Here is a 20,427-nt window from a genome sequence, read left to right on the forward strand (position 1 = left end):
GGCGTCCGTCAGCGCCTCTCCGCCGGCAGCAGGGCGGCGAGGCCGTCCAGGATGCGCTCGACGCCGAAGGCGAAGCGGGCGTCGAGGTCGGGTCCGGTGAGGTCGCCCGCGAGCGCCGTCAGATGGGGGAACTCCTCCGGCGGCAGTGCGCGCAGCCGGTCGGCGGCCGCGTCGACGGCCTCGCGGCGGGTCGCCCCCATGGCCTCCGAGGCCGAGATGGGCGACTGCTCCTGGAGGACGAAGCCCTGGACGTAGGTGCCGAGCAGGTAGGTGACCATGGCCGCGTCGGCGTCGGTGAAGCCGGCCTCGCGCAGCCGGCCCAGCTGGTCCTCCTGGAGGCGCAGCAGGTTCGGGCCGGGGGCGAGCCGGCCGGCGACCACCTTGGCTGCATCGCGCCGGTCCAGCAGGTGGCGGCGATGGCGGTGACAGTACTCGCGGAACTGGCTGCGCCAGTCGCCGACCCGTGGCGGGGCCTCGGCGCCCGTCATGATCGCGTCGTTGAGGAGGTCGAGCAGCTCCTCCTTGTTGCGCACGTGCCAGTACAGCGAGGCCGCCTTGACGCCGACCTCGGCGGCGACCTTGCGCATCGAGAGTCCGGCGAGGCCGTCCCGCTCCAGCACCCGCAGTGCGGCCAGGCCGAGGGCCTCCCTGGTGAGCGGCGGCTGCGTGTCGTCGTCGTTCGGCATGGGCCTCGCCTCCGTCGGGTCGGTGGGTCGCGTCCGGCCGGCTCCGGCTCCGGCTCCGGCTCCGGCTCCGGGAATCCGACTTGCCCTCTAACAGTGTTAGGGGCATTCTATCCGTGCCAGGCGATCCCTAACACTGTTAGGGGCGTGAATCGGGGTTGTGGAACGGAGGCCTCCCGATGGGGGAGACAGGGGTGCCGGGCGCTCGGCACAAGCGGCTCGCGCTGGTGACGCTCTGCGTCACGATGTTCATGTCGATGCTCGACAACGTCATCGTCAACAACGCGCTGCCCCGGATCGGGCAGGACCTGGAGGCCGGCATCAGCGGCCTGCAGTGGGTGGCCGAGGGCTACAGCCTGGTCTACGCCGCCCTGTTGCTCACCGGCGGCACCCTCGGGGACCGGTTCGGCCGCACCCGGGTCTTCCGGCTCGGCCTCGGTCTGTTCACCGCGGGCTCGGCCGCCGCCGCGCTCGCCGGCACCACCGGCTGGCTGGTCGCCGCTCGGATGCTCCAGGGCGTCGGTGCCGCGCTGCTGACCCCGGGGAGCCTGGCGATCCTGCGACACGTCTTCACCGACGAGCGCGAGCGCGCCCGGGCGGTCGGCCTCTGGTCCGGCGTCTCGGCGCTCGGCCTCTCCGTCGGACCCGTGATCGGCGGGCCGATGGTCGAGACCTTCGGCTGGGCGAGCGTGTTCTGGATCAACGTCCCGATCGGGCTGGGCGGCCTGCTGCTGGCCGGCCGGGTGCTACCCGCCATCGCGCCGCGCGCTCGCCGGATCGACCTCGCGGGGCTCGCACTCTCGGCCACGGGCCTCGGCGCGCTCGTCTACGCCCTGGTCGAGGGGCCGTCCCGGGGCTGGAGCGACGGGCCGGTGCTCGGCTGCGCGGGCGCGGCGGTGCTGCTGCTCGCCGCCTTCGTCCTGCTCGAACTGCACGTTCCCGAGCCGATGCTGGACCTCCGGCTGTTCCGCGACGGCGTCCTCGGCGGTGCCCTGCTCAGCGGGTTCATGATCAGCTTCGGGATGTTCGGCGCACTGTTCTTCCTGCCTCTGCTGATGCAGGGCGTCCTGGACTGGTCGCCGACCGCGGCGGGGATCGCCGGGCTGCCGATGACCGCGATGATCGTCGTGGCGGGTCCCGTCTCCGCCCGGCTGGCCGGTCGTCACGGCCCCGGACTGCCGGTGGTGCTGGGACTGGCGCTCTGCGCGGCCGGGCTCGGCGGCCTCTCCTGCTACGGCCAGGACGCCAGGTACCCCGCGTACGTGTGGACGCTGCTCACGCTGGGCCTCGGGATGGGGCTGACCTTCGCCCCGGTCTCCATCGCCGTGCTCCAGCGGGTCACGCCGGACCGGACCGGGATGGCCTCGGCGACCGTCAACACCCTGCGCGAGCTCGGCGGCGTGATCGGCATCGCCGTCCTCGGTGCCGTCCTCACCCACCGGATGACCGAGAGCCTGACCGGCTCCCTGGTGCGGCTCGGCCTCCCGGGCGGGACGGTCGGGCAGGTCACCGACTCGGTGACCGGCTCGCTCTCCGGACTCGGTGACGGCCGGGCCGTGGACGCACCGCTCCCGGTGCTGGTGGCCGTGGAGGGCGCCTTCACCGACGGGGTACAGCTCGCGCTGCGTTGCGGGTCCGGCGCCCTGGCCGTCACGGCGGTGGCGGTCGCCGTACTCCTGCGGTCCGTGGGCGGGCGGGCCCCGATCGCCGGGCCCTCGCCCGACGCCGGCACGTCCGCCGGGCCTGCGGCGCGCCCGGAGATCCTGGTCGACGCCCGGACGCGGTGACGACCCCGGCCGGCCGCCGACCACGACCGGGGCCGCCGAAGACCGTCGGATCCGTCGAAGGCCGCCCGAGGCTGCCGCCGGCCGGCACCACGCGGTGCCGGCGGCTCACCGGCCGTCAGCGCACCCCCTCGACGGCGGCCTGCGCGGCGCGCGCCAGCTCCCGGCGCGGGCCCCAGCGGGTGTCGTGCGAGGCGCGGACAGGGACCGGGATCGCAGGTGGGAAGGTCAGTTCGGCGACCAGCCCGCGTACCGCGACCACCCGGGAGAGCGAGGCGAGCAGGCCGTCCTCGCCGACGAACGCGGCCGCGCTGGTCGGCCGGCCGTCCGCCAGCCGGTAGCGGATCGTCGCCGGCTGGACGGGGGCCCCGGCCTGGACGGCGGCCTCGAAGAGCGCCGGGCGGAACCGCCCGCTCTCCCGCCCGCACCAGGTCGACCCCTCCGGGAAGACGATCATCGGCCGGCCCGCCCGGAGCTGGGCGGCGACGGCGCCGACCGTGTCCGGGAGGGCGCGGAGCCGGTCGCGGTCCAGGTAGACCGTGCCTCCCCAGGCCGTGACGGGCCCGAGCACGGGCCAGTGCCGCACCTCGGTCTTGGCGATCGAGCGGCCGGGCAGCGCGGTCGCGATCAGCGGGATGTCCAGCCAGGACACGTGGTTGGCGACCACCAGGACCCCGGGCTCCGGTTCCCCGGTCGCCCGGCCCGCGGTCGCGCCCGTCACGCCGCCCGCCGCACCGGCGGTGGGCGACGGCGTCGAGTGGACGGTCACGCCCAGCGCCCCGAGCAGCGTGCGGGTCCAGAACCGCACCAGCCGGGTGCGCGCCCGGCCGGGAAGGGCGCGCACCGGCAGGGCGAGGGCGATCCCGACCAGCAGGACCGTCAGGCAGGCGGTCAGCCGGAGGATCCGCCGGGGAAGGGCCACCACCGGGGCCTGCTCGGTCAGGCAGGCCTCCGGGGTGCAGGTCGCCGTCGGCAGCCAGACGCTCATGCCGACGGTTCCCGTGAGGCCGCGGCCGGGCCGCCGGCGGCGTTGCCCCCGGTGCCACCCGTGGCTCCACCGCCACCCGGGACCGCGTTCACCCCGGAGAGGAAGTGCCGCAGGTAGCGCGGGTCGGTGCGCTCCAGGGAGAGCAGTACGTACAGGTCGGCGGTGGCGAAGTCCGGGTCGTGCGCCGGGGCTCCGCAGACCCAGGCGCCGAGCCGCAGGTAGCCGCGGAGCAGGGCCGGCAGCGGGGCGCGGTCGGCCCGCCGGATCCCGGTGGCGTCCCAGAGCCGGTGCGGCGTGACCCGGTACTCCTCGGGGGCGAGGTGTTTGGCGCTGACGGTGTCCCAGACCCGGGCTGCGGTGGCGCCGCCGTCGTCCAGCGGGATGGAGCAGCATCCGCCCACCCAGGTGTTGCCGGTGTCGGCGAGGTAGCGGGCGATGCCTCCCCACATCAGGTTGATCACGGCGCCGTTGCCCCGGTGGTCGGGGTGGATGCAGGAGCGGCCCAGTTCGACCAGGCCGTCGCGCAGCGGCGTCAGGTTGCTCAGGTCGAACTCGCCGTCGGAGTAGAGCCGGCCGGCCCGCCGCGCGGCGTCCGGGGGCAGCAGCCGGTAGGTGCCGACCACCGGGCCGTCCTCGCCCTCGCGGACCAGCAGGTGGTCGCAGTGCTCGTCGAACGGGTCGACGTCCAGGCCCGCCGTCGGGCTGTGCAGGACGGCGCCGAGCTCGGCGGCGAACACCTCGTGGCGCAGCCGCTGGGCGGCGCGGACGTCGTCCTCGTCGCGGGCCAGCGCCACCGTGTACGTCTGGGCGGGCGCGGCGGCGGCCGGCCCGGAGCCGGGGCTCCGGGCCGGCCGGGCGGTGGACGCCGACCGGGCCGTGCGCGGGGCGGGGACCACGACGGCGTGGTCGGGGGCGACTGCGGGAGGAGCGTACGTGGGGACGACGGTCATGGCGGACCCTCCAGGGCAGCACGGACGACGGCGGCCACGTGGGCCGTGGCACCGACCGGTCCGCTCGGTCGTGGGTGCGAACCGGTCACCGTATGTCTGTCCGAGTCGGCTGGCGTCCACGTTGTCGTTCGGTGGAGCGCAGATGTGCACCTGCTGAATGGGGCCACCCGGTGTCTGCCGTCCACCTGCTCGGTGCCGGGGCGCCGCCGGATGCTCCGCCCCCGGGGGTGGAATCCGTCGCCGAGCCACCCGCCGCACCGGCGCACTCCGGGCGTGCGCGGCGGCTCGCACGAATCCGGACCGACGACCCGAACGTTCCGGCAACGCCCCGGCCCCCGGCGCCGAAGCGCCGGGGGCCGGGGGCCGGGTCCGTCATCGGGACGACCGCGCAGTACGGCCGAGGTCGGCGCCGGGCGCCCGGGGCGTCAGCCGGCCCGCCACCCCTGCGGGTCGATCCCGCCGGGGACGGCGTCCGTCGGTCCGTACGGCTCGCGGGTGAGGACGAAGGAGTTGAGGTCGAGGTGGCTGACGGAGCCGTCGGCGGCCCGTACCACCCGCAGCGTCTCGCCCGCGTAGTAGCCGTCCAGCCCCGTCCAGGTGCCGTCCGGCTCGGCGCGGAACCGGGAGGCGCGCGTACCGGCTGCCAGCGGGGCCAACTCCAGCCCGCGGTCGGCCCTCAGCCGCAGGACGTGGGCCGCGGCGCCCCAGTACCAGGGGCCGGTCAGCGCCAGCAGCTCCTCGTCGACGGACGGCAGCGGGTGCCAGGGCTCGGGCAGCCGAGGCTCGTGCTCGGCGGTGATCGCGATCAGGTCCGCCGCGACGAGCGGGGTGTTGGGGCCGCTGGTCGCGTTGGAGAGGGCGACGGCGGCCAGGCCGTCGTCCTCGCTGATCCAGAGCCCGGCGGTGAAGCCCGGCATCGAACCGCTGTGCCCGAACAGCACGCGGCCGTCGCGTCGCAGCAGTTGGAGGCCGAGCCCGTAGCCGCCGGACCAGTCTGCGTCGTCCGGGCCGACGGCCGGCCGGCGCATCTCGGCGAGGCTCGCTGCGGCGAGCACCTTCGCGTCGCCGCGGGCCAGGAAGGCGGCCCAGCGGGCGAGGTCGGCGGTGGTCGACCAGAGCTGGCCGGCCGGGCCCATCAGCCCGGTGTCGGTGAGCGGCTCCGGCAGCATGACGTCGGCCCACGGGTGGACGGCGAAACCGCCGGCGTGCGGATGTTGCGGGAGCAGGGTGGTGCGGTCCATCCCGAGCGGTTCCAGCAGCTCGCGGCGGAGGACCTCGCCCCACGGCTCACCACGCAGACGCCCGACCAGGGCGCCGAGCAGCGCGTAGCCGGGATTGGAGTAGTGGTGGCGGTGACCGGCCGGGTGCCGGAGCGGGCGGTCGTCCTCCAGGATGTCGGCGAGCTCCGGCCGCAGCGTCCCCTCGGTCCGTTCCCACCAGGGCCCCGGCGTCTCGGCGGTGAGCCCGGACGCGTGGGAGAGCAGCTGGGCGACGGTGGCCTCGTCGGCCGGGGTGCCGGGCAGGTGGCGCCCGAGCGGGTCGCCCAGGTCGAGCAGGCCCTCGTCGCGCAGTCGGAGCACCAGGACGGCGACGAAGGTCTTGGTGAGCGAACCGATCCGGTACTGCACGTCGGCGGTGGGCGCGTGGTCGGCGATCATGCTGCGGGCGCCGGTCCAGACCACCTTGCCGTCCCGCACCACCGCGGCGACGAACGAGGGGGTGCGGCCCTCTGCCTGGGCGACCGCGACACGGTGCAGCAGAGCGCGGCGGGTGGTGGGGAGGAGCTCGTCGTGCAGGTCGGTCATCTGAATCCTCTGAAAGAGTCGGACGGACCCGCGGTCGGGCGGGCGGTGCGCCCAACCTAGCCCGGCCGTCTGCTCGGATCCACCGAGAATTCAGGCCCGTGCCGAGAGGCCGTGGGCGTCCCGCCGGCCCTCGTCACGACCGGAGCGGTGACTCTCCCGGCGGGCGATCGGTCCACGGGAGGCGCCTGGTCCAGCCCGCGCATCAGTTCGGCCACCACGGCGTGATCGCGGGTGGCGTCACGCTCGCGCTGACTCAGCAACTGCCCGCTGCCGAGCGGTAGGACGGCGGCCGACCTGACGCGGCGCTCCTTCCGGGCGTCGGCGAGACGCCGAGCCATCGCCGTGACGCGCTCGAACTCCTCCGGCAGGTCGTCCTGCGCCTCGTGGTCGACCAGGAAGTCGAGCAGCTCGTCGATCACGTCGAGATGCCCGTCCGTGAGACGGTCCTCGGTGAGTCCGGCCAGTTCCCGCAGCTCGTCCAGGGCCCCCTCCAGCAGGCTCTCCTGCAGCGCCGGGTCGTCCAGCGTGTTCGTCGGCAGGTGTTCGGCGAGGTCCATGGCGTAGCCCCAGCCGCCGGCGGCGAGACGCTCCTCGACCGCTTCGCGGATGCGCTCGTCCACCATCGCGCTGAACTGCTCCGCATGCTCCAGGGGGATCAGCGAGCTGTGCTGCATCGCCTCGGCGAGCGCGGCGAGGCGCTCGTCGGGGCCGGTCCAGTACAGGTGGTCCCTCGTCTGTTCCAGCACGACCGCTGCGAGCGGGCCCGCGCCCAACAGCTCGGCCGTCTCCAACACCCACTGCAAGTGGGCCGCGAGGCCGTCGTCCTCGGGGGAGAGGGAGTCCTCGACGGTGTCCAGGGTGCTGCGCACGGCGTCGGCCAACGACTCCGGTGCCGCCCGGAGCTGTTCGCGGATGGCGCCGCCGTCGGGCAGCCGGGCCGCCTCGATGGTCCGGTAGAGCTGCCGCACGTCGACGAAGGCCGCGAGCAGCGCAGGGATCCGGGTCCGGCCGGCGTTGAGATGGAAACGCAGGTAGTCGGCGATCGACGGGTTGTGGAAGGCGGCGTTCCCGCCGTCCAGGGTCACCATCGTGCCCTCCAGGACCTGCAGCGCCCGCCGGAAGAGCCGGCCGTCGGCGTCCCGGTCCAGTTCCTTGCGGTACCACGACCACGACTCCTCCAGTTCGGACAGCGTGGCCGTCTGGAGGGTGAGGAGCACTTCGAGCAGGTGGACGGCCTCGTCGGTGAGTTCGTGCTCGACGATCCGCTCCCAGATCCGCTGCGGATCGTCGAGGTTCGCCACCATGGCCGCAGGAACGTCCTGCTCCCGCCGGGCGGCCAGCCGCAGCGTCTCCTCGATCAGCCGGGGATTGAAGTTCCGGTGCGTCACGACCGGCTGCCAGACGGCCCGGTCGGCGAAGCGGCGCTTCTGCGCCGCGGGTACCGCCGAGTGGTGAACGTGGTTGTGGAGGATCTGCCCGCGGATCCGGAGCCCCAGGTCGGTCAGGTGGATCACGCTCGCGGCCTCGGTGACGTCCGCCGCCGCCAGGCGGTCGTGCTTGAGCCGGGCGTGTTCCAGGATGTAGTCGCGGGTGGTCATGATGAGCGCTTTGCCCGGTGTCTCCCGGATCTCGCGGACGACGGCGAGCAGCCGGGAGTCCTCGTTCTTGTTCAGCTGCGACTCCAGCGTCGTCTGGCCGAGGAAGTCGTCGTAGAGGAAGACCTGCGGGGTGTCGTCGAGCCAGAGCGCGCCGACCTCGTCGATGTCCTGCGAGACCTCGTGCAGCTCGTAGCCGTTGCCCATGAGCCAGGCCGAGAGCATGAGCGCGACCGTGGTCTTCCCCACCCCCGGGATGCCGGCGACGACGCAGACCCGCTGCTCGTCCAGGACCTGCTTCGCCCGGTCGAAGCCCTCGTGCGGGACGAACGTCTCCGCGACCCGGGGCAGCCGCCTGCGGAGCCAGGAGGACCGCAGGTGCCGCTCCTGGTGGAGTACCGTCTGGAGGACGCTGGTGCTGCTCAGCCAGAGCCGGAAGTGCCGCCGGACCAGCGTCGGCCGGCTCCGCAGCTCGGCGACGATCTCGTCCACCCCGTGGATGTCGCCGGTGCTCCGGACGAAGGGGGCGAAGGCGTCGCGGAGCCGCTCCTTGCCGTCGACGCTCAGGCCCACCGTGGTGGCGATGACGTACCGGTCGGGCTTGAGCTGAGCGACCTTCGGCAGTTCCTCCCGGACCAGGCGCCGGATCAGTCCGTTCTGGTCGCCGCGCGGCCAGTGCTTGCACTGCACGATGGTGGACCTGCCGGCGGCGTCGGTGTGCCGGAGGTCGACCCCCCGGTCCCGGCCGCGCGGGAAGAGCTCCATCGGAACGCCGAGGAGTTCACCGAAGAGGTCGCGGCAGACCAGCTCGAAGTCGTGGTCCGTCAGCCGCCCAAGGTCGAAGGAGTCCATCCACCGCCTTCCCGAGGAGTCACCGCCGGGACGGGTCGTCCCGGTGGGTGGCATTCTCCACGAAGGGTCGGACAGCCGGTGGGAGGGCTCAGAGCACCGGCGGCCGCTGCGAGGACGGGAACGCGGGCAGCGCCGGGTCCTGCAGCCAGGCGGCGAACAGACCGTCCAGCGGGTCGCCCGCGTACCGGGCGCAGTGCGTGCGGAAGTCGGCGGTGGTGACCACGCCGTGCCGGTTGAGGACGGCCCAGTCCTTGAGCAGGCGGAAGAAGGCCCGGTCCCCGACGGCGCAGCGCACCGCGTGGACGGTGAGGCCGCCGCGCTGGTAGAGGCGGTCGTCGAACATCAGCTTGCGGCCCGGGTCGCCGAGCCGGAGGTCCTGCGGGAGCCCGGCGAGCAGGGCGTGGGCGGCGGCGGCGTGCTTCGCGGCGGACGGGCCTCCGCTGTACTCGGACCAGAGCCACTCGGCGTACTTGGCGAGGCCTTCGTTGAGCCAGATGTGGCTCCAGTCGGCGATCGACAGGCTGTTGCCGAACCACTGGTGGGCCAGCTCGTGGGCGATCAGGCGCTCGCGGCCCCAGCCGCCGCCCAGGTGGTTGGCGCCGAAGGTCGCGATGCCCTGGGCCTCCACCGGGACGTCCAGTTCCTCGTCCGCGACCACCACCGTGTACTCGCCGAACGGGTACGGCCCGAAGACCTCCTCGAAGAAGGCCATCATCTGCGGCTGGCGCCCGAAGTCCGCGGCGAAACCGCCGGCCAGCCGCTCCGGCACGTAGCCGGTCTGCGGCACCGCCGGGCGCTCGGCGAGCTGCACCGGCCGGTACTGGCCGATCGAGACGGTCACCAGGTACGTCGAGGTCGGCGCGCTCTGCTCGTACACCCAGGTCGTGCTGGACGCCCGGGTGGTGCGGGTGAGCAGCCGGCCGCCGATCACCACCGCGTACGGCGACGGCGTGGTCACGGCTATCTGGTAGGTGGCCTTGTCGGCCGGCCGGTCGTTGCACGGGAACCAGGACGGCGCGCCGACCGGCTGGCTCGCCACCAGCGCACCGTCGGTGAGCTCCTCCCAGCCGAGGCCGCCCCACGGGCTGCGCACCGGGCGCGGGTTCCCCGTGTAGTGCACCTCGACGGTGAAGGCGGCCCCCGCCGTGAGCGCCTTGGCCGGGCGCACCCGCAGCTTGCCGCCGCGATGGGTGTACCGGGCGGACTTGCCGTCCACCAGCACCCGGCCGATCCGGAACTCGGCCAGGTCGAGCGCGAACTCCGGCAGTGCGGTGCCCGCGACGGCGCTCAGCCGCGCGGTACCGCCGAGCCGGTTGGGCCCCGGCCGGTAGTCGAGCGCGAGCTCGTAGCGGTGCACCCGGTAGCGGGGATCACCGCTGTTCGGGAAGTACGGGTCCGGGCCGGCGATGGGGGACACCGGGGTGTGCTGGTGGTTCACCGGGCGGGATTTCACCGGGTCGTGCGCTCCCTGCGAGTACGGGTCGGGGACGGGCGGGACGTGGCGGGCATGGCGGGTCGGTGGGGCGGACGGGACGGACCCGGCGGGCACCGCGCCCGTCACGAGGTGGTCTGCCACACCTCGATCGGGTTGCCCAGCCACCGGGTGTCCGCGGGAACGGACTCGGCGCGCATCACCAGTGAGGCCGGGCCCAGCGTGCTGCGCGCACCCACCGTACTGCCGGGCAGCACGATGCCGCCCGGGCCCAGGGTGGCACCCTCGCGGAGGACCACAGTATCCATCCGCATGATCCGGTCGTGGAAGAGGTGGGTCTGCACCACACAGCCCCGGTTGATGCTGACGCCGTCGCCGAGGGTGACCAGGTCGGCCTCGGGCAGCCAGTAGCTCTCGCACCAGACGCCCCGGCCGACGTCGGCGCCGAGCGCCCGCAGCCAGAGGTTGAGCACCGGTGTGCCCGGCACCGCGCCGACCAGCCACGGCACGGCCAGCACCTCGACGAAGGTGTCGGCAAGCTCGTTGCGCCAGACGAAGCCGCTCCACAGCGGGTGCTCGACCGCCCGGAACCGTCCGACCAGCAGCCACTTCGCGGCCACCGCGACCAGGCAGGCCGCACCGCCGGCGGCCAGCAGCACGAGTCCGGAGAGCAGCACCGCCGCCAGCGGTGACCAGGCCGTCGTCAGCCAGCAGAGCGCCGTGAGGGTCAGCGCGCCGAGCGCGCCCGAGGCCAGCACCGGCACCAGTCGGCCGAGCTCCACCAGCCCGCGGGCCCAGAGCAGCCGCGCCGGCGGCTCGTAGGTGAGGCTCTGGTCGGCCTCGTCGGCCGCCCGCGGCAGCTTCATCGGCGGCATGCCCAGGTACGAGCTGCCCTTCTTGGCCTTCGCCGGTGTCGCGGAGAGCACGCCGACCAGGCCGCGCTTGGGCACCGAGCGGCCCGGCGCGGTCATCCCGGAGTTGCCGAGGAAGGCCCGCTCGCCGACCTTCGCCTCGCCGAGCCGCACCCAGCCGCCGCCCAGCTCGTACGGGGCGATCAGGGTGTCGTCGGCCAGGAAGGCGCCGTCGCCGACGGTGGTCAGGCTCGGCAGCGCCAGCACCGTGGAGACCTCGGCGCCGCGGCCGACCTTCATACCCAGCGCCCGCAGCCACGACGGCGTGACCAGACCGGCGTACAGCGGGAACAGGACCTCGCGGGCCTGGTCCATCAGCTGGGTCACCGTCCAGGCCTGCCAGCCGATCCGCCCGTGCAGCGGGTGCGTCCCCGGCGCCAGCCCGATGCTCAGCACCCGGACGGCCGCGACGAGCTGCGCCGCGTAGACCGCCCCGTAGGCCAGGGTGGCCGGCAGCAGACCGAGCAGGGCGCCGCCGAGCGCGGCGGCGAGCCCCTCGCCGGGGTGGACGAAGCGGCTCAGCACGGCCAGCCCGGCGATCGCCGGGAGCACGGGCAGCAGGCTCAGCACGGCGCCGCTGGCGCCGTAGAGCGCGGCCCAGCGGGCCCGGCGGTGCGGGCGGTCCTTGGGCCAGGTGCGCTCGGCGCGGCCCAGCTTGACGGCGGGCGCGCCGCCCCAGCGCTGTCCGGTCGGGACGTGCCCGGTGACGCTGGAGCCGGCCACGACCTGGGCCCGCTTGCCGATCCGGGCGCCGGGCAGCAGCGTCGACCGGGTGCCGACCACGGCGCCGGAGCCGACCTTGACCTGGCCGACCTCCAGCCGGTCGCCGTCCAGCCAGTAGCCGCAGAGGTCGACCTCGGCCTCCACCGCGCAGCCCCGGCCGAGCTTGAGCATGCCGGTCACCGGCGGCAGGGAGTGCAGGTCCACCTCCGGGCCGACCTTGGCGCCGAGCGCCCGGGCGTAGCGGGTCAGCCACGCCCCGGAGAGCGACGTGGCGCCGCTGGACTCGGCAAGCCGCTCGGCCGCCCAGAGCCGCAGGTGGGTGGAGCCGCCGCGCGGGTAGCTGCCGGGGCGCAGGCCGCGCAGCAGCAGCCGGGCGCCGCCGGCCCCGATCGCGAGGCGGCCCACGGGGCTGAAGAGCGCCAGCGCGCCGGCGCCGACCGCCCACCAGGAGGCGGTGGGCGCCCACGGGTAGTCGCCGAACCAGGACAGTACGTTGCCGAGGGTCAGCAGCGCGACGCTCCAGCGCAGTCCGACCACGGTGAAGAGCGGGATCAGCAGGAGCAACTGGAGCAGCTTGGCCCGGGTGGGCACCAGCGCGACCGTCCGCGACTCGCCGCCCTGCGCGGCGGTGCGTTCCAGGTGGCGGGCGAGCTTGCGCAGCGTCGGCTGCTGGTAGAGGTCCAGCACGGCGACGTTCGGGTAGCGGGTGCGCAGCAGGGTGGTCAGCCGGGCGGCGGTCAGGCTCCCGCCGCCGATGGCGAAGAAGTCCTCGCGCGGCCCGCTCACCGGCACCCCGAGGATCTCGGTCCACTGCTCGGCCAGCCAGGCCTCGGTGCCGTAGAGCTGCTCGGTCGGGCCGGCGGTGTCCAGATCGGGCAGCGGCCAGGGCAGGGCGTTGCGGTCGACCTTGCCCGAGGTGCGGGTGGGCAGCGAGTCGACCGGGGCGAGCAGCGGCACCAGGGCGGCGGGCAGTTCGGCGCGCAGCCGCTCGACGGCGGTCTCGCGGTCCCAGCCGTCCTGGGTGACCAGGTAGCCGACCAGCAGCTGGTTGCCGCCGCGCGCGGTCCGGACGGCGGCGGCCGCACCGGCGACGCCCGGTAGTGCCTGAAGGGCGGCGTCGACCTCGCCGAGTTCGATCCGGCGCCCGCCGAGCTTGATCTGCTCGTCGGCACGCCCGAGGAAGAGCAGGCCGGCCGGGTCGGCCTGGACGAGGTCGCCGCTGCGGTAGGCGCGTCCCCAGCCGAGCGACGGCAGCGGGGCGTACTTCTCGGCGTCCTTCTCCGGGTCCAGGTAACGGGCCAGACCGACGCCGCCGATCACGAGCTGGCCGGTGGCGCCTGCGGCGACCGGCTCGCCGGCCTCGTCGACCACGGCGAGGTCCCAGCCGTCCAGCGGCAGACCGATCCGCACCGGGCCGTCGCCGGTCAGCAGCGCCGCGCAGGCGACCACGGTGGCCTCGGTCGGCCCGTAGGTGTTCCAGACCTCGCGGCCCTCGGTGACCAGCCGCTGCACCAGCTCGGGCGGGCAGGCCTCGCCGCCGAAGATCAGCAGCCGGACCTCGTTCAGCGCCTCGGCCGGCCAGAGCGCGGCGAGCGTGGGCACGGTGGAGACGACGGTGATCTCCTGCTCGGCCAGCCACGGGCCGAGGTCGGCGCCGCTGCGCACCTGGGAGCGGGGGACGGGCACCAGACAGGCGCCGTAGCGCCACGCCAGCCACATCTCCTCGCAGGAGGCGTCGAAGGCGACGGAGAGGCCGGCCATGACGCGGTCGCCGGGGCCGATCGGCTCGTCCTGGAGGAAGAGCGCGGCCTCGGCGTCGACGAAGGCGGCCGCGTTGCGGTGGCTGACCGCGACGCCCTTGGGGCGGCCGGTGGAGCCGGAGGTGAAGATGATCCAGGCGTCGTCCGCCGGGGTCGGCCGGCCCGCGGTGGCGGAGGGGCGCGACGCTCCGGTGACGGTGAGTGCGCGGTCGGCGCCGAGCACGGCGGCGACGGCGGCCTCCTCGAAGACCAGCTGGGCGCGCTCGTCCGGGTCCTCGGCGTCCACCGGGACGTAGGCCGCGCCGGCGGCCAGCACGGCGAGGATGGCCACGTAGAGGTCGTTGGTGCCGGAGGGGACGCGGACGCCCACCCGGTCGCCGGTGCCGATCCCGGCGGCGGCGAGCCTGCGGCGCAGCTGCTCGACCTCGGCGGCGAGCGCCCGGTAGCTGAGCACGGTGCGGCCGTCGTCCAGTGCCGCCTCGTGGGGGTGGCTGCGGACGGTGGCGTCCAGGATGTCGACCAGGGTGCGCGCCCCGGGGGCCTGCCGGCCGGGGAACAGCGCCCGCGAGGGCCCGGCGGGCGCCTCGGCCCCGGCCGGGGCCGACGTGACTGCCGCGACGGCCGGGGGTGCGGTGACCGGCGCGACGGCCGGGGGTGCCGCTGACCCCGCCGGGGCCGGCCCGGCGTCGGGGGCCTGCGGTGCCTCCGGTGCCTGCTCTGTCTGGGTCTGGATCGGTTCAGCTGTCATGGCAGCCCGTGTGCTCCTCGTCCTAGCCCCTTGGATCCGACCGTTTCCGGCCCTTGGGGGCGGTGGGAGCACTCACCTGGTTCGCTCGGTCGGGTGATCCCACTCCGGGGCCGGAGCAGACAACCCAACCGATGGTACTCCGGGGCGGTGAACCGGGAGCTGCCCGACACTCCGCCCAACTCGCCCCGGGACAGCCTTATCTGACGACGTGTCAGGTAACAACTGAGCCTTCGTGAGTAGATGGTGACGGGGCGTCAGTCGTTTTGACGGATCGTCAGGCGCAATCTCCGATTGTGGTCCACGCCACACCGGATCGGTACTCCCTCCGGGTGGCGGCCGCCCGGACCGGCCCGGTCCGGGGCTCTCCGGGCGGCAGCCTTCGCGCCGCTGCGGATCAGCGGAAGCGGGCGAGGTGCTCGTTCAGGAACGCCTCCAGGGTACGCGGAGCGCGTCCGACGAGGTGGGTGACCGAGCCGTCGGGGCGCTCCGGGCGGTCCACCGCGAGCCGCTGGATCTCGACCACGTGGGCGGCCAGCCACGCGGGCATCCCGGCCCGGCTGACCAGGTGCGCGTGCAGCTCCGCGGGCGACAGGTCGATGTACCGGACCGGCCGCCCGAGCAGCGTGCCCAGCAGTGCGGCGAGCTCCGGGTGGCTGTACGCGCGCCCGCCGGTCAGCTCGTACGTCCGGCCGGCGTGCTCGGGTCGGGTCAGGACGGCGGCCGCGGCGTCTCCGATGTCCCGGCAGTCGATGTAGTTGCAGGGCGCGGTGCCCGTCGTGCCGTGGATCAGCCCGGCCGCGGCTATTCCCGGGGCGAGGAGCAGGAGCTTCTGCATGAACGCGTACGGCCGCAGCACGGTCGCGGTGACGCCGGAGGCGTGCAGGTGCTGCTCGACCAGGTGGTGGCCGCGCGAGACGGCGACCGGTGAGTCCGGCTCGGCGGCCGGTGCGGAGATCTTGGCGATGTGCTCGACGCCGGCGGCCGTGGCCGCGTCGATGGTGCGCAGCTCGTGTTCGACCTGCTGCGGACCGTTGGCCATGGTGAGGAGGAGCCCGCGGGCGCCGCGGAAGGCCGCCCGCAGCGAGTCCGGGTCGCCGGCGTCGGCGTACACCGGCTCGACCAGGGTGCGGGTGTGCTCGTCCAGGCCGGCCAGGAGCCGGCCGGGGTCGCGGCTGAGCGCGCGGGCCGGGACGCCGAGGCGGGTCAGGCTGTGGAGCGTGGCGCCGCCGGTGGCGCCGCTGGCTCCCATGATGGCGATCATGTCGTCTGCCTTTCGGGTTGCGGGTTTCGGTTGCTGGTGGACGGGCTTGGTGGGTGGGCCCGGTGTGTCGGGGCCGGCCGTCCGCTCCGGCCGTCGGTCTGGAGGTCGGATCCTGGGCGGAAGGCTCGGTCGGGTCAGTGCCGTCGGTGGTGGCGCTGACGGCTGCCGCGCCAGCGCCACGTGATCACGGTGGCGGCGATGGCCGCGGAGACCGGGAGGTCGATCCGGAGCCGGGCGGGCCACGGGCTGTCCGCCAGGGCCGGTATCCGCGGGAGCCAGTGCGCGCCGGACCAGCCGGCCAGCAGCGCGAGGGCGGCGGCGGCGATGCCGAAGCCGGTGGCCAGCAGAGCGCGCGGCGGGCGGAGCGTCCAGGAGCTGTCCGGGCGGCGGAGCAGCCGGGCGCCGAGCAGGGTGGCGACCGCGGCGGAGGTGCCGCCGATGGTGGTGGCCGCTGCGATCGCGAGCTCGGACCGCCCGGTCACGGCGCCGCCGATGCCGGCCGTGACGGCCGGCATCGCGTAGGCGGCCAGGGCCTCGCGCCAGAGGACGAACGGCGGTGGCTCGGAGGGGGAGGCGGGCTTCCTCGGCATGGGTGGCTCCTTCTGCTTTGATTAGGCAGCTAATCATTAGTGGTTAGCTAGCTAACTATGTGGACATGGTGAGGGGCTGGGGGGGCGGTTCGCCGGTGCGCTTGAGCGGTCCCGGTCCCGGTCCCGGTCTCGGTGGCGGGTCGGTCAGTCGGCGGTGAGGGCGGACATGCCCTCGACCAGCCGGGCCAGCAGATCCAGGAACGCCGTGCGCTCCTCGACCGTGAGGCCGCCGACCATGGCCTCCATGCGGGCGAAGTGCTCGGGCGCCAGCTCGCGCAGGCGCTCGGCGCCGGGCTCGGTCAGGACGACCACGTTGCCGCGGCCGTCCTCGACGGACGGCCGCCGGGCGACCAGGCCCTCGCGTTCGAGCCCGTCGACCAGGCCGGTCACGGTCGCCCGCGAGACCCCGAGGCTCGCCGCCAGCTGGGACGGTGACTTCTCGCCGCCGTGGTCCTCCAGATCGGCCAGCAGTCGGTAGCGGCCGGTGGAGAGTCCGAAGCGGGCGAAGTGTGCCTCCCCGGCCTGTCCGAGCCGTGTGCCGGCCGCCATCAGCCGCGCGGCGACCAGGACGGCCTGCGGGTCGGACGAGAGGCCGTACCGGTTGAGCTGACGGCGGGCCTGGTCGAGCGTGGGCGCGCCGTGGTCGGCGCCCTGGGTGGAGTCGTGGGCGGGGCGGTGCCGGGTCATGAAAGTAATATGGCGGCTAATCACTTCGCTCGTCAAGCGCGGCGGCCTCGGCCGCGGCCCCCGCCGGGATCGCGTGCCGGCGCTCGGCGATCGTCGGTGCGGACGATCAGGTCCGCCCGGTACCGGTGGTGATGCGCGGCGGGGTCCAGTCGGCGTGGCGGAGGGCCGTGCGGACCATCACGCCGGGTGGGGTCAGCCGGATCGCCGCGTTGCGGACGGCCACCGCCAGCGGATGCGCGAGCTGCTGGCCCATCCGGCCCGCGCGCCGGGCGTCGCGGGCCACCGCCTGGCTGCGCGGGCGCCGCTCGGCGTCGTACCGGTCGAGGGCGGCCTCGACGGTGGCTTCCGCCCCGACTGCGGCGGCCAGGGTCACCGCGTCCTCCAGGGCCTGGCACGCTCCCTGGCCGAGGTGCGGGGTCATCGCGTGCGCCGCGTCGCCGAGCAGGGCGATCCGGCCCGCGGTGAAGGAGGGCAGCGGGGTCGCCAGCTCGTGGACGTCGTGGTGCAGCACGGCCTCCGGGCGGGTCGCCGCCAGCAGCGCCGGGATCGGGTCGTGCCAGTCGGCGAAGCGCCGGCGCAGCTCCGCCAGCGGGTCCGGACGGCGGACCCCGGCCGGGGCGTTGAGCACCGCGTGCCACTCGGCGCGCCCGTCGGGGAACGCGATGTGGCCGAACTCGGCTCCATGCCCCCAGGTCAGCTCGAAGTCCGCGTCCAATCCCTCGACCGGATGGGCGGTGATCGCCCGGAGCACCGTCGAGCCGCTGTACGCCGGCCCCGGGTGGTCCGGGAACAGCCGGCGGCGCAGGGCGCTGCCGATCCCGTCGGCCCCCACCACCAGGTCGGCGTCGAGTGCGGCGCCGCCGTACTCGACGCGGACCCGCGAGCCGTGCGAGGTGTCCACCGCCGTGACGTCGGCACCGACGACCAGGGCCCCGGCGGGCAGCGCCGCGCGCAGGATCCGGTGCAGAGCGGCGCGCGGTATGCCGATGATCGGCGCGCCCAGCTCGCGTTCCAGCGCGGCGCCGTCCATCCGGGCCAGTCGCCGTCCGTCCGGGGTGCGGGTGCCGCCGGTGTACTGCCGGCGCGAGACGGCCTCCACCGCCTCGCCGACGCCGAGCGCCGTGAGTGCCCGCAGTCCGTTGGCGGCGAGCGAGATTCCGGCCCCCGCGTCGTCGAGCTCCGGCCTGCGCTCGACCACGGTGACCTCCCACCCTGCCAGCCGGAGCCCGACCGCGGCGGCCAGTCCGCCGATCCCTCCCCCGACGACGACCGCGGTCCCATCGCCCCTGCCGCTCGTGCCGCCCATGGCTGCCCTCCCTGCCTCGACGTGCCGACCCTTGCCGCGCCGGCCTTCTACAGCTGTAGAAGGACAGTACTCCGGCCTACTACGGGTGTAGAAAGAGGGGGTGCTTGAAGCGGAGAACCAGAGCCCGGGTGTGACGGCCGGCGGCGGGACGGGCGCGGGCGGCGCCGGACGCCCGGACCGCCGGACCGTCCTGGCGGACGCGGCGATCGGCGTGCTGGCCGACGCGGGCATGCGCGGGCTCACCCACCGGGCGGTCGACGCGGCGGCCGGGGTGCCCCTCGGCACCACCTCCGCGTACCTGCGCACGCGGCAGGCGCTGCTCACCGCGCTCGTCCGGCGGTTGGTCGAGCTGGACCAGGGTGAGCTGCAGGAGCTGGGCGAGCAGGTGCCCGCCCTCCGGACGGTCGGGGAGCTGGTCCACGGCATCGCGGCGTTGACCGACCGTCGTCTCACCGGTGAAGGGCGGCGGCGCTCGCTCGCGCGGTACGCCTGCGCGGTGGAGAGCGTGCGCGATCCGGAGCTGCGCGAGATCCTCGTCCCCCGGGAGAACGCCGGTCGGGCCGTCGTCCGCGCCTTCGTCGCCGCCCGGGGCGTGCCGGACCCCGAGGGACGCACCGACACCCTGCTGGCCTGCATCGACGGGTTGGTCTTCGACCGCCTGGTCTGCGGGGGCGGTGTCCGGCAGGACGAGATCGAAGGGCTGGTCGCGGCGGCCCTGCGCGGCCCCGGCGGCGCTCCGGAGCAGCCGTCCGCGCGACCTGCGGGGCCGTGGACGCCGCCGCCGGAGTGAACGGACGCGTCCGCGTAGTGGCTGTGACGGTACCGCGACGCCGGTTGCCCGGTCCCGGGTGAGGGCGCCGGCGGTGGGACAGGTGCCGTCCGCGGGCGTTTCGAGGCGCTCCGCCGCCGTCTGCCGCCAGGAGGGCGGGGCGGACGGCTCGCCCCGGTAGTCGGTCACCCGGACCGCCATCCCGTCTTCGAGCTCGGCGCTGGAGACGTTCCCGTACACACCCGGCCGTCGCCGCGGCCGGCGCTCCACCCCGAACCGGTCGATCGGTGCTCCGGCTGCTTCGTCCACCCGGTCGACGCCCGCCGCGTGTCGGCCGGTCTCCGCTCACGCGAGCCACCCCCGCCTGGTGGAGTGTGCAGGACCCGTGCCCGCCCGACAGCAGGAGGCGCACCCATGCCGGACACCGCGACGTCCTACTCCGACCTACGTGCCCTGATCTTCAACTGCACTCTCAAACGCTCACCCGAGCGCAGCCACACCCAGGGGCTGATCGACGTGAGCCGCGGCATCCTGGAGCGCCAGGGGGCCACGGTCGACGTCATCCGCGCCGTCGACCACGACATCGCCACCGGCGTCTGGCCCGACATGACCGAACACGGCTGGGAGACCGACGAATGGCCCGTCCTGTACCCCCAGGTGATGGCCGCGGACATCCTGATCATCGCCGGACCGATCTGGCTGGGAGACAACTCCTCCGTGACCAAGCGGGTCATCGAACGCCTCTACGCCTGCTCCTCGCTCCTCAACGACGCCGGCCAGTACGCCTACTACGGCAGGGCCGGCGGCTGCCTCATCACCGGCAACGAGGACGGCGTCAAGCACTGTGCCATGAACGTGCTCTACAGCCTCCAGCACCTGGGCTACACGATCCCGCCGCAGGCCGACGCGGGATGGATCGGCGAGGCCGGCCCGGGCCCGTCCTACCTCGACCCCGGATCCGGCGGGCCGGAGAACGAGTTCACCAACCGCAACACCACCTTCATGACCTGGAACCTGCTTCACCTGGCCCGGATGCTCAAGGACGCCGGCGGCATCCCCGCGCACGGCAACCAGCGCTCCGAGTGGGACGCGGGCTGCCGCTTCGACTTCGAGAACCCCGAGCACCGCTGACCACCCCGACCCGCCTCGCCCGTCTCGTCGCATCCTGGCGGCAGCAGGAACCGGACACTCCGCCCGTCACCCGGTGGTGATCCGGCGCCGACCGCGTCCAGGCGCAGCGCCCGCGCTGCGATGAACCGGTCCCGGGCTCCGGGCGCCCCGGTCACGGAGGGCGCGTGAGGCCTGCCAGGAGCGGCGTCCGGCGGATGCCGACGGCCGGGCCGTCTCCACCGGGGCGGCCCGGACCGGGCCACCGCGAACACCGGGCCGAGGGCCGGTCAGGGTGTGGCCCGACAAGGGCAGCGGATCGACCGGGGGGATCGTCAACGGCATCGACCGCACCACCCGCGACGTGCCGTCGAGACACCCGGGTAGGGGGACTCCCAGAAGTACGTCCGCGAGGACAGGGCCGTTGCCCGCCCGCACGACGCCGGGCAGCTCGGGAACGGCGGAGCCTGCTCCGC

14 protein-coding genes are annotated in these 20,427 nt (G+C 74.7%); 3 read left to right on the forward strand and 11 right to left on the reverse strand.

Annotated features, from left to right (window positions below; genetic code table 11):
- Positions 1–8 precede the first annotated feature (8 nt).
- Positions 9–686, reverse strand: a complete 678-nt coding sequence (locus tag ACF9IK_RS33920) for a TetR/AcrR family transcriptional regulator (protein WP_395297896.1) — start codon at positions 684–686, stop codon at positions 9–11.
- Between the two features lie 176 nt (positions 687–862).
- Here ACF9IK_RS33920 and ACF9IK_RS33925 point away from each other — a divergent pair, with 176 nt between their 5' ends.
- Entirely contained in the window at positions 863–2,470 is a 1,608-nt protein-coding gene (locus ACF9IK_RS33925) for an MFS transporter (protein ID WP_395297897.1), read from the forward strand.
- 115 nt (positions 2,471–2,585) lie between these two features.
- Here the strand turns inward: ACF9IK_RS33925 and ACF9IK_RS33930 are convergent, their stop codons facing one another.
- The 10 genes from ACF9IK_RS33930 to ACF9IK_RS33975 all read right to left on the reverse strand — a co-directional run bounded on the left by ACF9IK_RS33930 (position 2,586) and on the right by ACF9IK_RS33975 (position 18,075).
- Positions 2,586–3,455 carry a lysophospholipid acyltransferase family protein gene (locus ACF9IK_RS33930; RefSeq protein ID WP_395297898.1) on the reverse strand — a complete coding sequence of 290 codons (870 nt, stop codon included), beginning with the start codon at positions 3,453–3,455 and terminating at the stop codon, positions 2,586–2,588.
- Positions 3,452–4,405, reverse strand: a complete 954-nt coding sequence (locus ACF9IK_RS33935; RefSeq protein ID WP_395297899.1) for a GNAT family N-acetyltransferase — start codon at positions 4,403–4,405, stop codon at positions 3,452–3,454. Before ACF9IK_RS33935 ends, ACF9IK_RS33930 begins: the two co-directional genes overlap by 4 nt.
- Before the next feature lie 425 nt (positions 4,406–4,830).
- Positions 4,831–6,210, reverse strand: a complete 1,380-nt coding sequence (locus ACF9IK_RS33940) for a serine hydrolase domain-containing protein (protein ID WP_395297900.1) — start codon at positions 6,208–6,210, stop codon at positions 4,831–4,833.
- A 56-nt stretch (positions 6,211–6,266) separates the two neighbouring features.
- Positions 6,267–8,657: a restriction endonuclease gene (locus ACF9IK_RS33945; protein WP_395297901.1), complete on the reverse strand. Its 2,391-nt coding sequence runs from the start codon at positions 8,655–8,657 to the stop codon at positions 6,267–6,269.
- Positions 8,658–8,745: 88 nt separating this feature from the next.
- Positions 8,746–10,074 (reverse strand): M1 family metallopeptidase, encoded by a 1,329-nt coding sequence (locus tag ACF9IK_RS33950; protein WP_395298760.1) that lies wholly within the window; start codon positions 10,072–10,074, stop codon positions 8,746–8,748.
- 140 nt (positions 10,075–10,214) lie between these two features.
- Positions 10,215–14,231, reverse strand: a complete 4,017-nt coding sequence (locus ACF9IK_RS33955; RefSeq protein WP_395297902.1) for a Pls/PosA family non-ribosomal peptide synthetase — start codon at positions 14,229–14,231, stop codon at positions 10,215–10,217.
- Between the two features lie 394 nt (positions 14,232–14,625).
- Complete coding sequence (locus tag ACF9IK_RS33960) at positions 14,626–15,480, reverse strand: NmrA family NAD(P)-binding protein (protein ID WP_395297903.1); 855 nt, start codon at positions 15,478–15,480, stop codon at positions 14,626–14,628.
- A 146-nt stretch (positions 15,481–15,626) separates the two neighbouring features.
- Entirely contained in the window at positions 15,627–16,082 is a 456-nt protein-coding gene (locus tag ACF9IK_RS33965) for a hypothetical protein (RefSeq protein WP_395297904.1), read from the reverse strand.
- A 144-nt stretch (positions 16,083–16,226) separates the two neighbouring features.
- Positions 16,227–16,769, reverse strand: coding sequence for a MarR family winged helix-turn-helix transcriptional regulator (locus ACF9IK_RS33970; RefSeq protein ID WP_395297905.1), 543 nt, complete (start codon positions 16,767–16,769; stop codon positions 16,227–16,229).
- A gap of 106 nt (positions 16,770–16,875) precedes the next feature.
- Positions 16,876–18,075 (reverse strand): FAD-dependent monooxygenase, encoded by a 1,200-nt coding sequence (locus ACF9IK_RS33975; RefSeq protein WP_395297906.1) that lies wholly within the window; start codon positions 18,073–18,075, stop codon positions 16,876–16,878.
- A 130-nt stretch (positions 18,076–18,205) separates the two neighbouring features.
- On the opposite strand from ACF9IK_RS33975, the gene ACF9IK_RS33980 reads away from it, so the two are divergent.
- Complete coding sequence (locus tag ACF9IK_RS33980; protein WP_395298761.1) at positions 18,206–18,865, forward strand: TetR/AcrR family transcriptional regulator; 660 nt, start codon at positions 18,206–18,208, stop codon at positions 18,863–18,865.
- 393 nt (positions 18,866–19,258) lie between these two features.
- Entirely contained in the window at positions 19,259–19,975 is a 717-nt protein-coding gene (locus tag ACF9IK_RS33985) for a flavodoxin family protein (RefSeq protein WP_395297907.1), read from the forward strand.
- Positions 19,976–20,427: the final 452 nt, after the last annotated feature.

This window comes from Kitasatospora hibisci (assembly GCF_043950205.1).
Taxonomy (GTDB): domain Bacteria; phylum Actinomycetota; class Actinomycetes; order Streptomycetales; family Streptomycetaceae; genus Kitasatospora; species Kitasatospora hibisci.

Bases quoted from the DNA above. Each gene is read 5' to 3' on its own strand.
- ACF9IK_RS33935 (WP_395297899.1), bottom strand. From the start codon at position 4,405: ATGACCGTCGTCCCCACGTACGCTCCTCCCGCAGTCGCCCCCGACCAC.
- ACF9IK_RS33920 (WP_395297896.1), bottom strand. From the start codon at position 686: ATGCCGAACGACGACGACACGCAGCCGCCGCTCACCAGGGAGGCCCTC.
- ACF9IK_RS33970 (WP_395297905.1), bottom strand. From the start codon at position 16,769: ATGACCCGGCACCGCCCCGCCCACGACTCCACCCAGGGCGCCGACCAC.
- ACF9IK_RS33955 (WP_395297902.1), bottom strand. From the start codon at position 14,231: ATGACAGCTGAACCGATCCAGACCCAGACAGAGCAGGCACCGGAGGCA.
- ACF9IK_RS33975 (WP_395297906.1), bottom strand. From the start codon at position 18,075: ATGGGCGGCACGAGCGGCAGGGGCGATGGGACCGCGGTCGTCGTCGGG.
- ACF9IK_RS33985 (WP_395297907.1), top strand. From the start codon at position 19,259: ATGCCGGACACCGCGACGTCCTACTCCGACCTACGTGCCCTGATCTTC.
- ACF9IK_RS33965 (WP_395297904.1), bottom strand. From the start codon at position 16,082: ATGCCGAGGAAGCCCGCCTCCCCCTCCGAGCCACCGCCGTTCGTCCTC.
- ACF9IK_RS33930 (WP_395297898.1), bottom strand. From the start codon at position 3,455: ATGAGCGTCTGGCTGCCGACGGCGACCTGCACCCCGGAGGCCTGCCTG.
- ACF9IK_RS33940 (WP_395297900.1), bottom strand. From the start codon at position 6,210: ATGACCGACCTGCACGACGAGCTCCTCCCCACCACCCGCCGCGCTCTG.
- ACF9IK_RS33925 (WP_395297897.1), top strand. From the start codon at position 863: ATGGGGGAGACAGGGGTGCCGGGCGCTCGGCACAAGCGGCTCGCGCTG.
- ACF9IK_RS33945 (WP_395297901.1), bottom strand. From the start codon at position 8,657: ATGGACTCCTTCGACCTTGGGCGGCTGACGGACCACGACTTCGAGCTG.
- ACF9IK_RS33960 (WP_395297903.1), bottom strand. From the start codon at position 15,480: ATGGGAGCCAGCGGCGCCACCGGCGGCGCCACGCTCCACAGCCTGACC.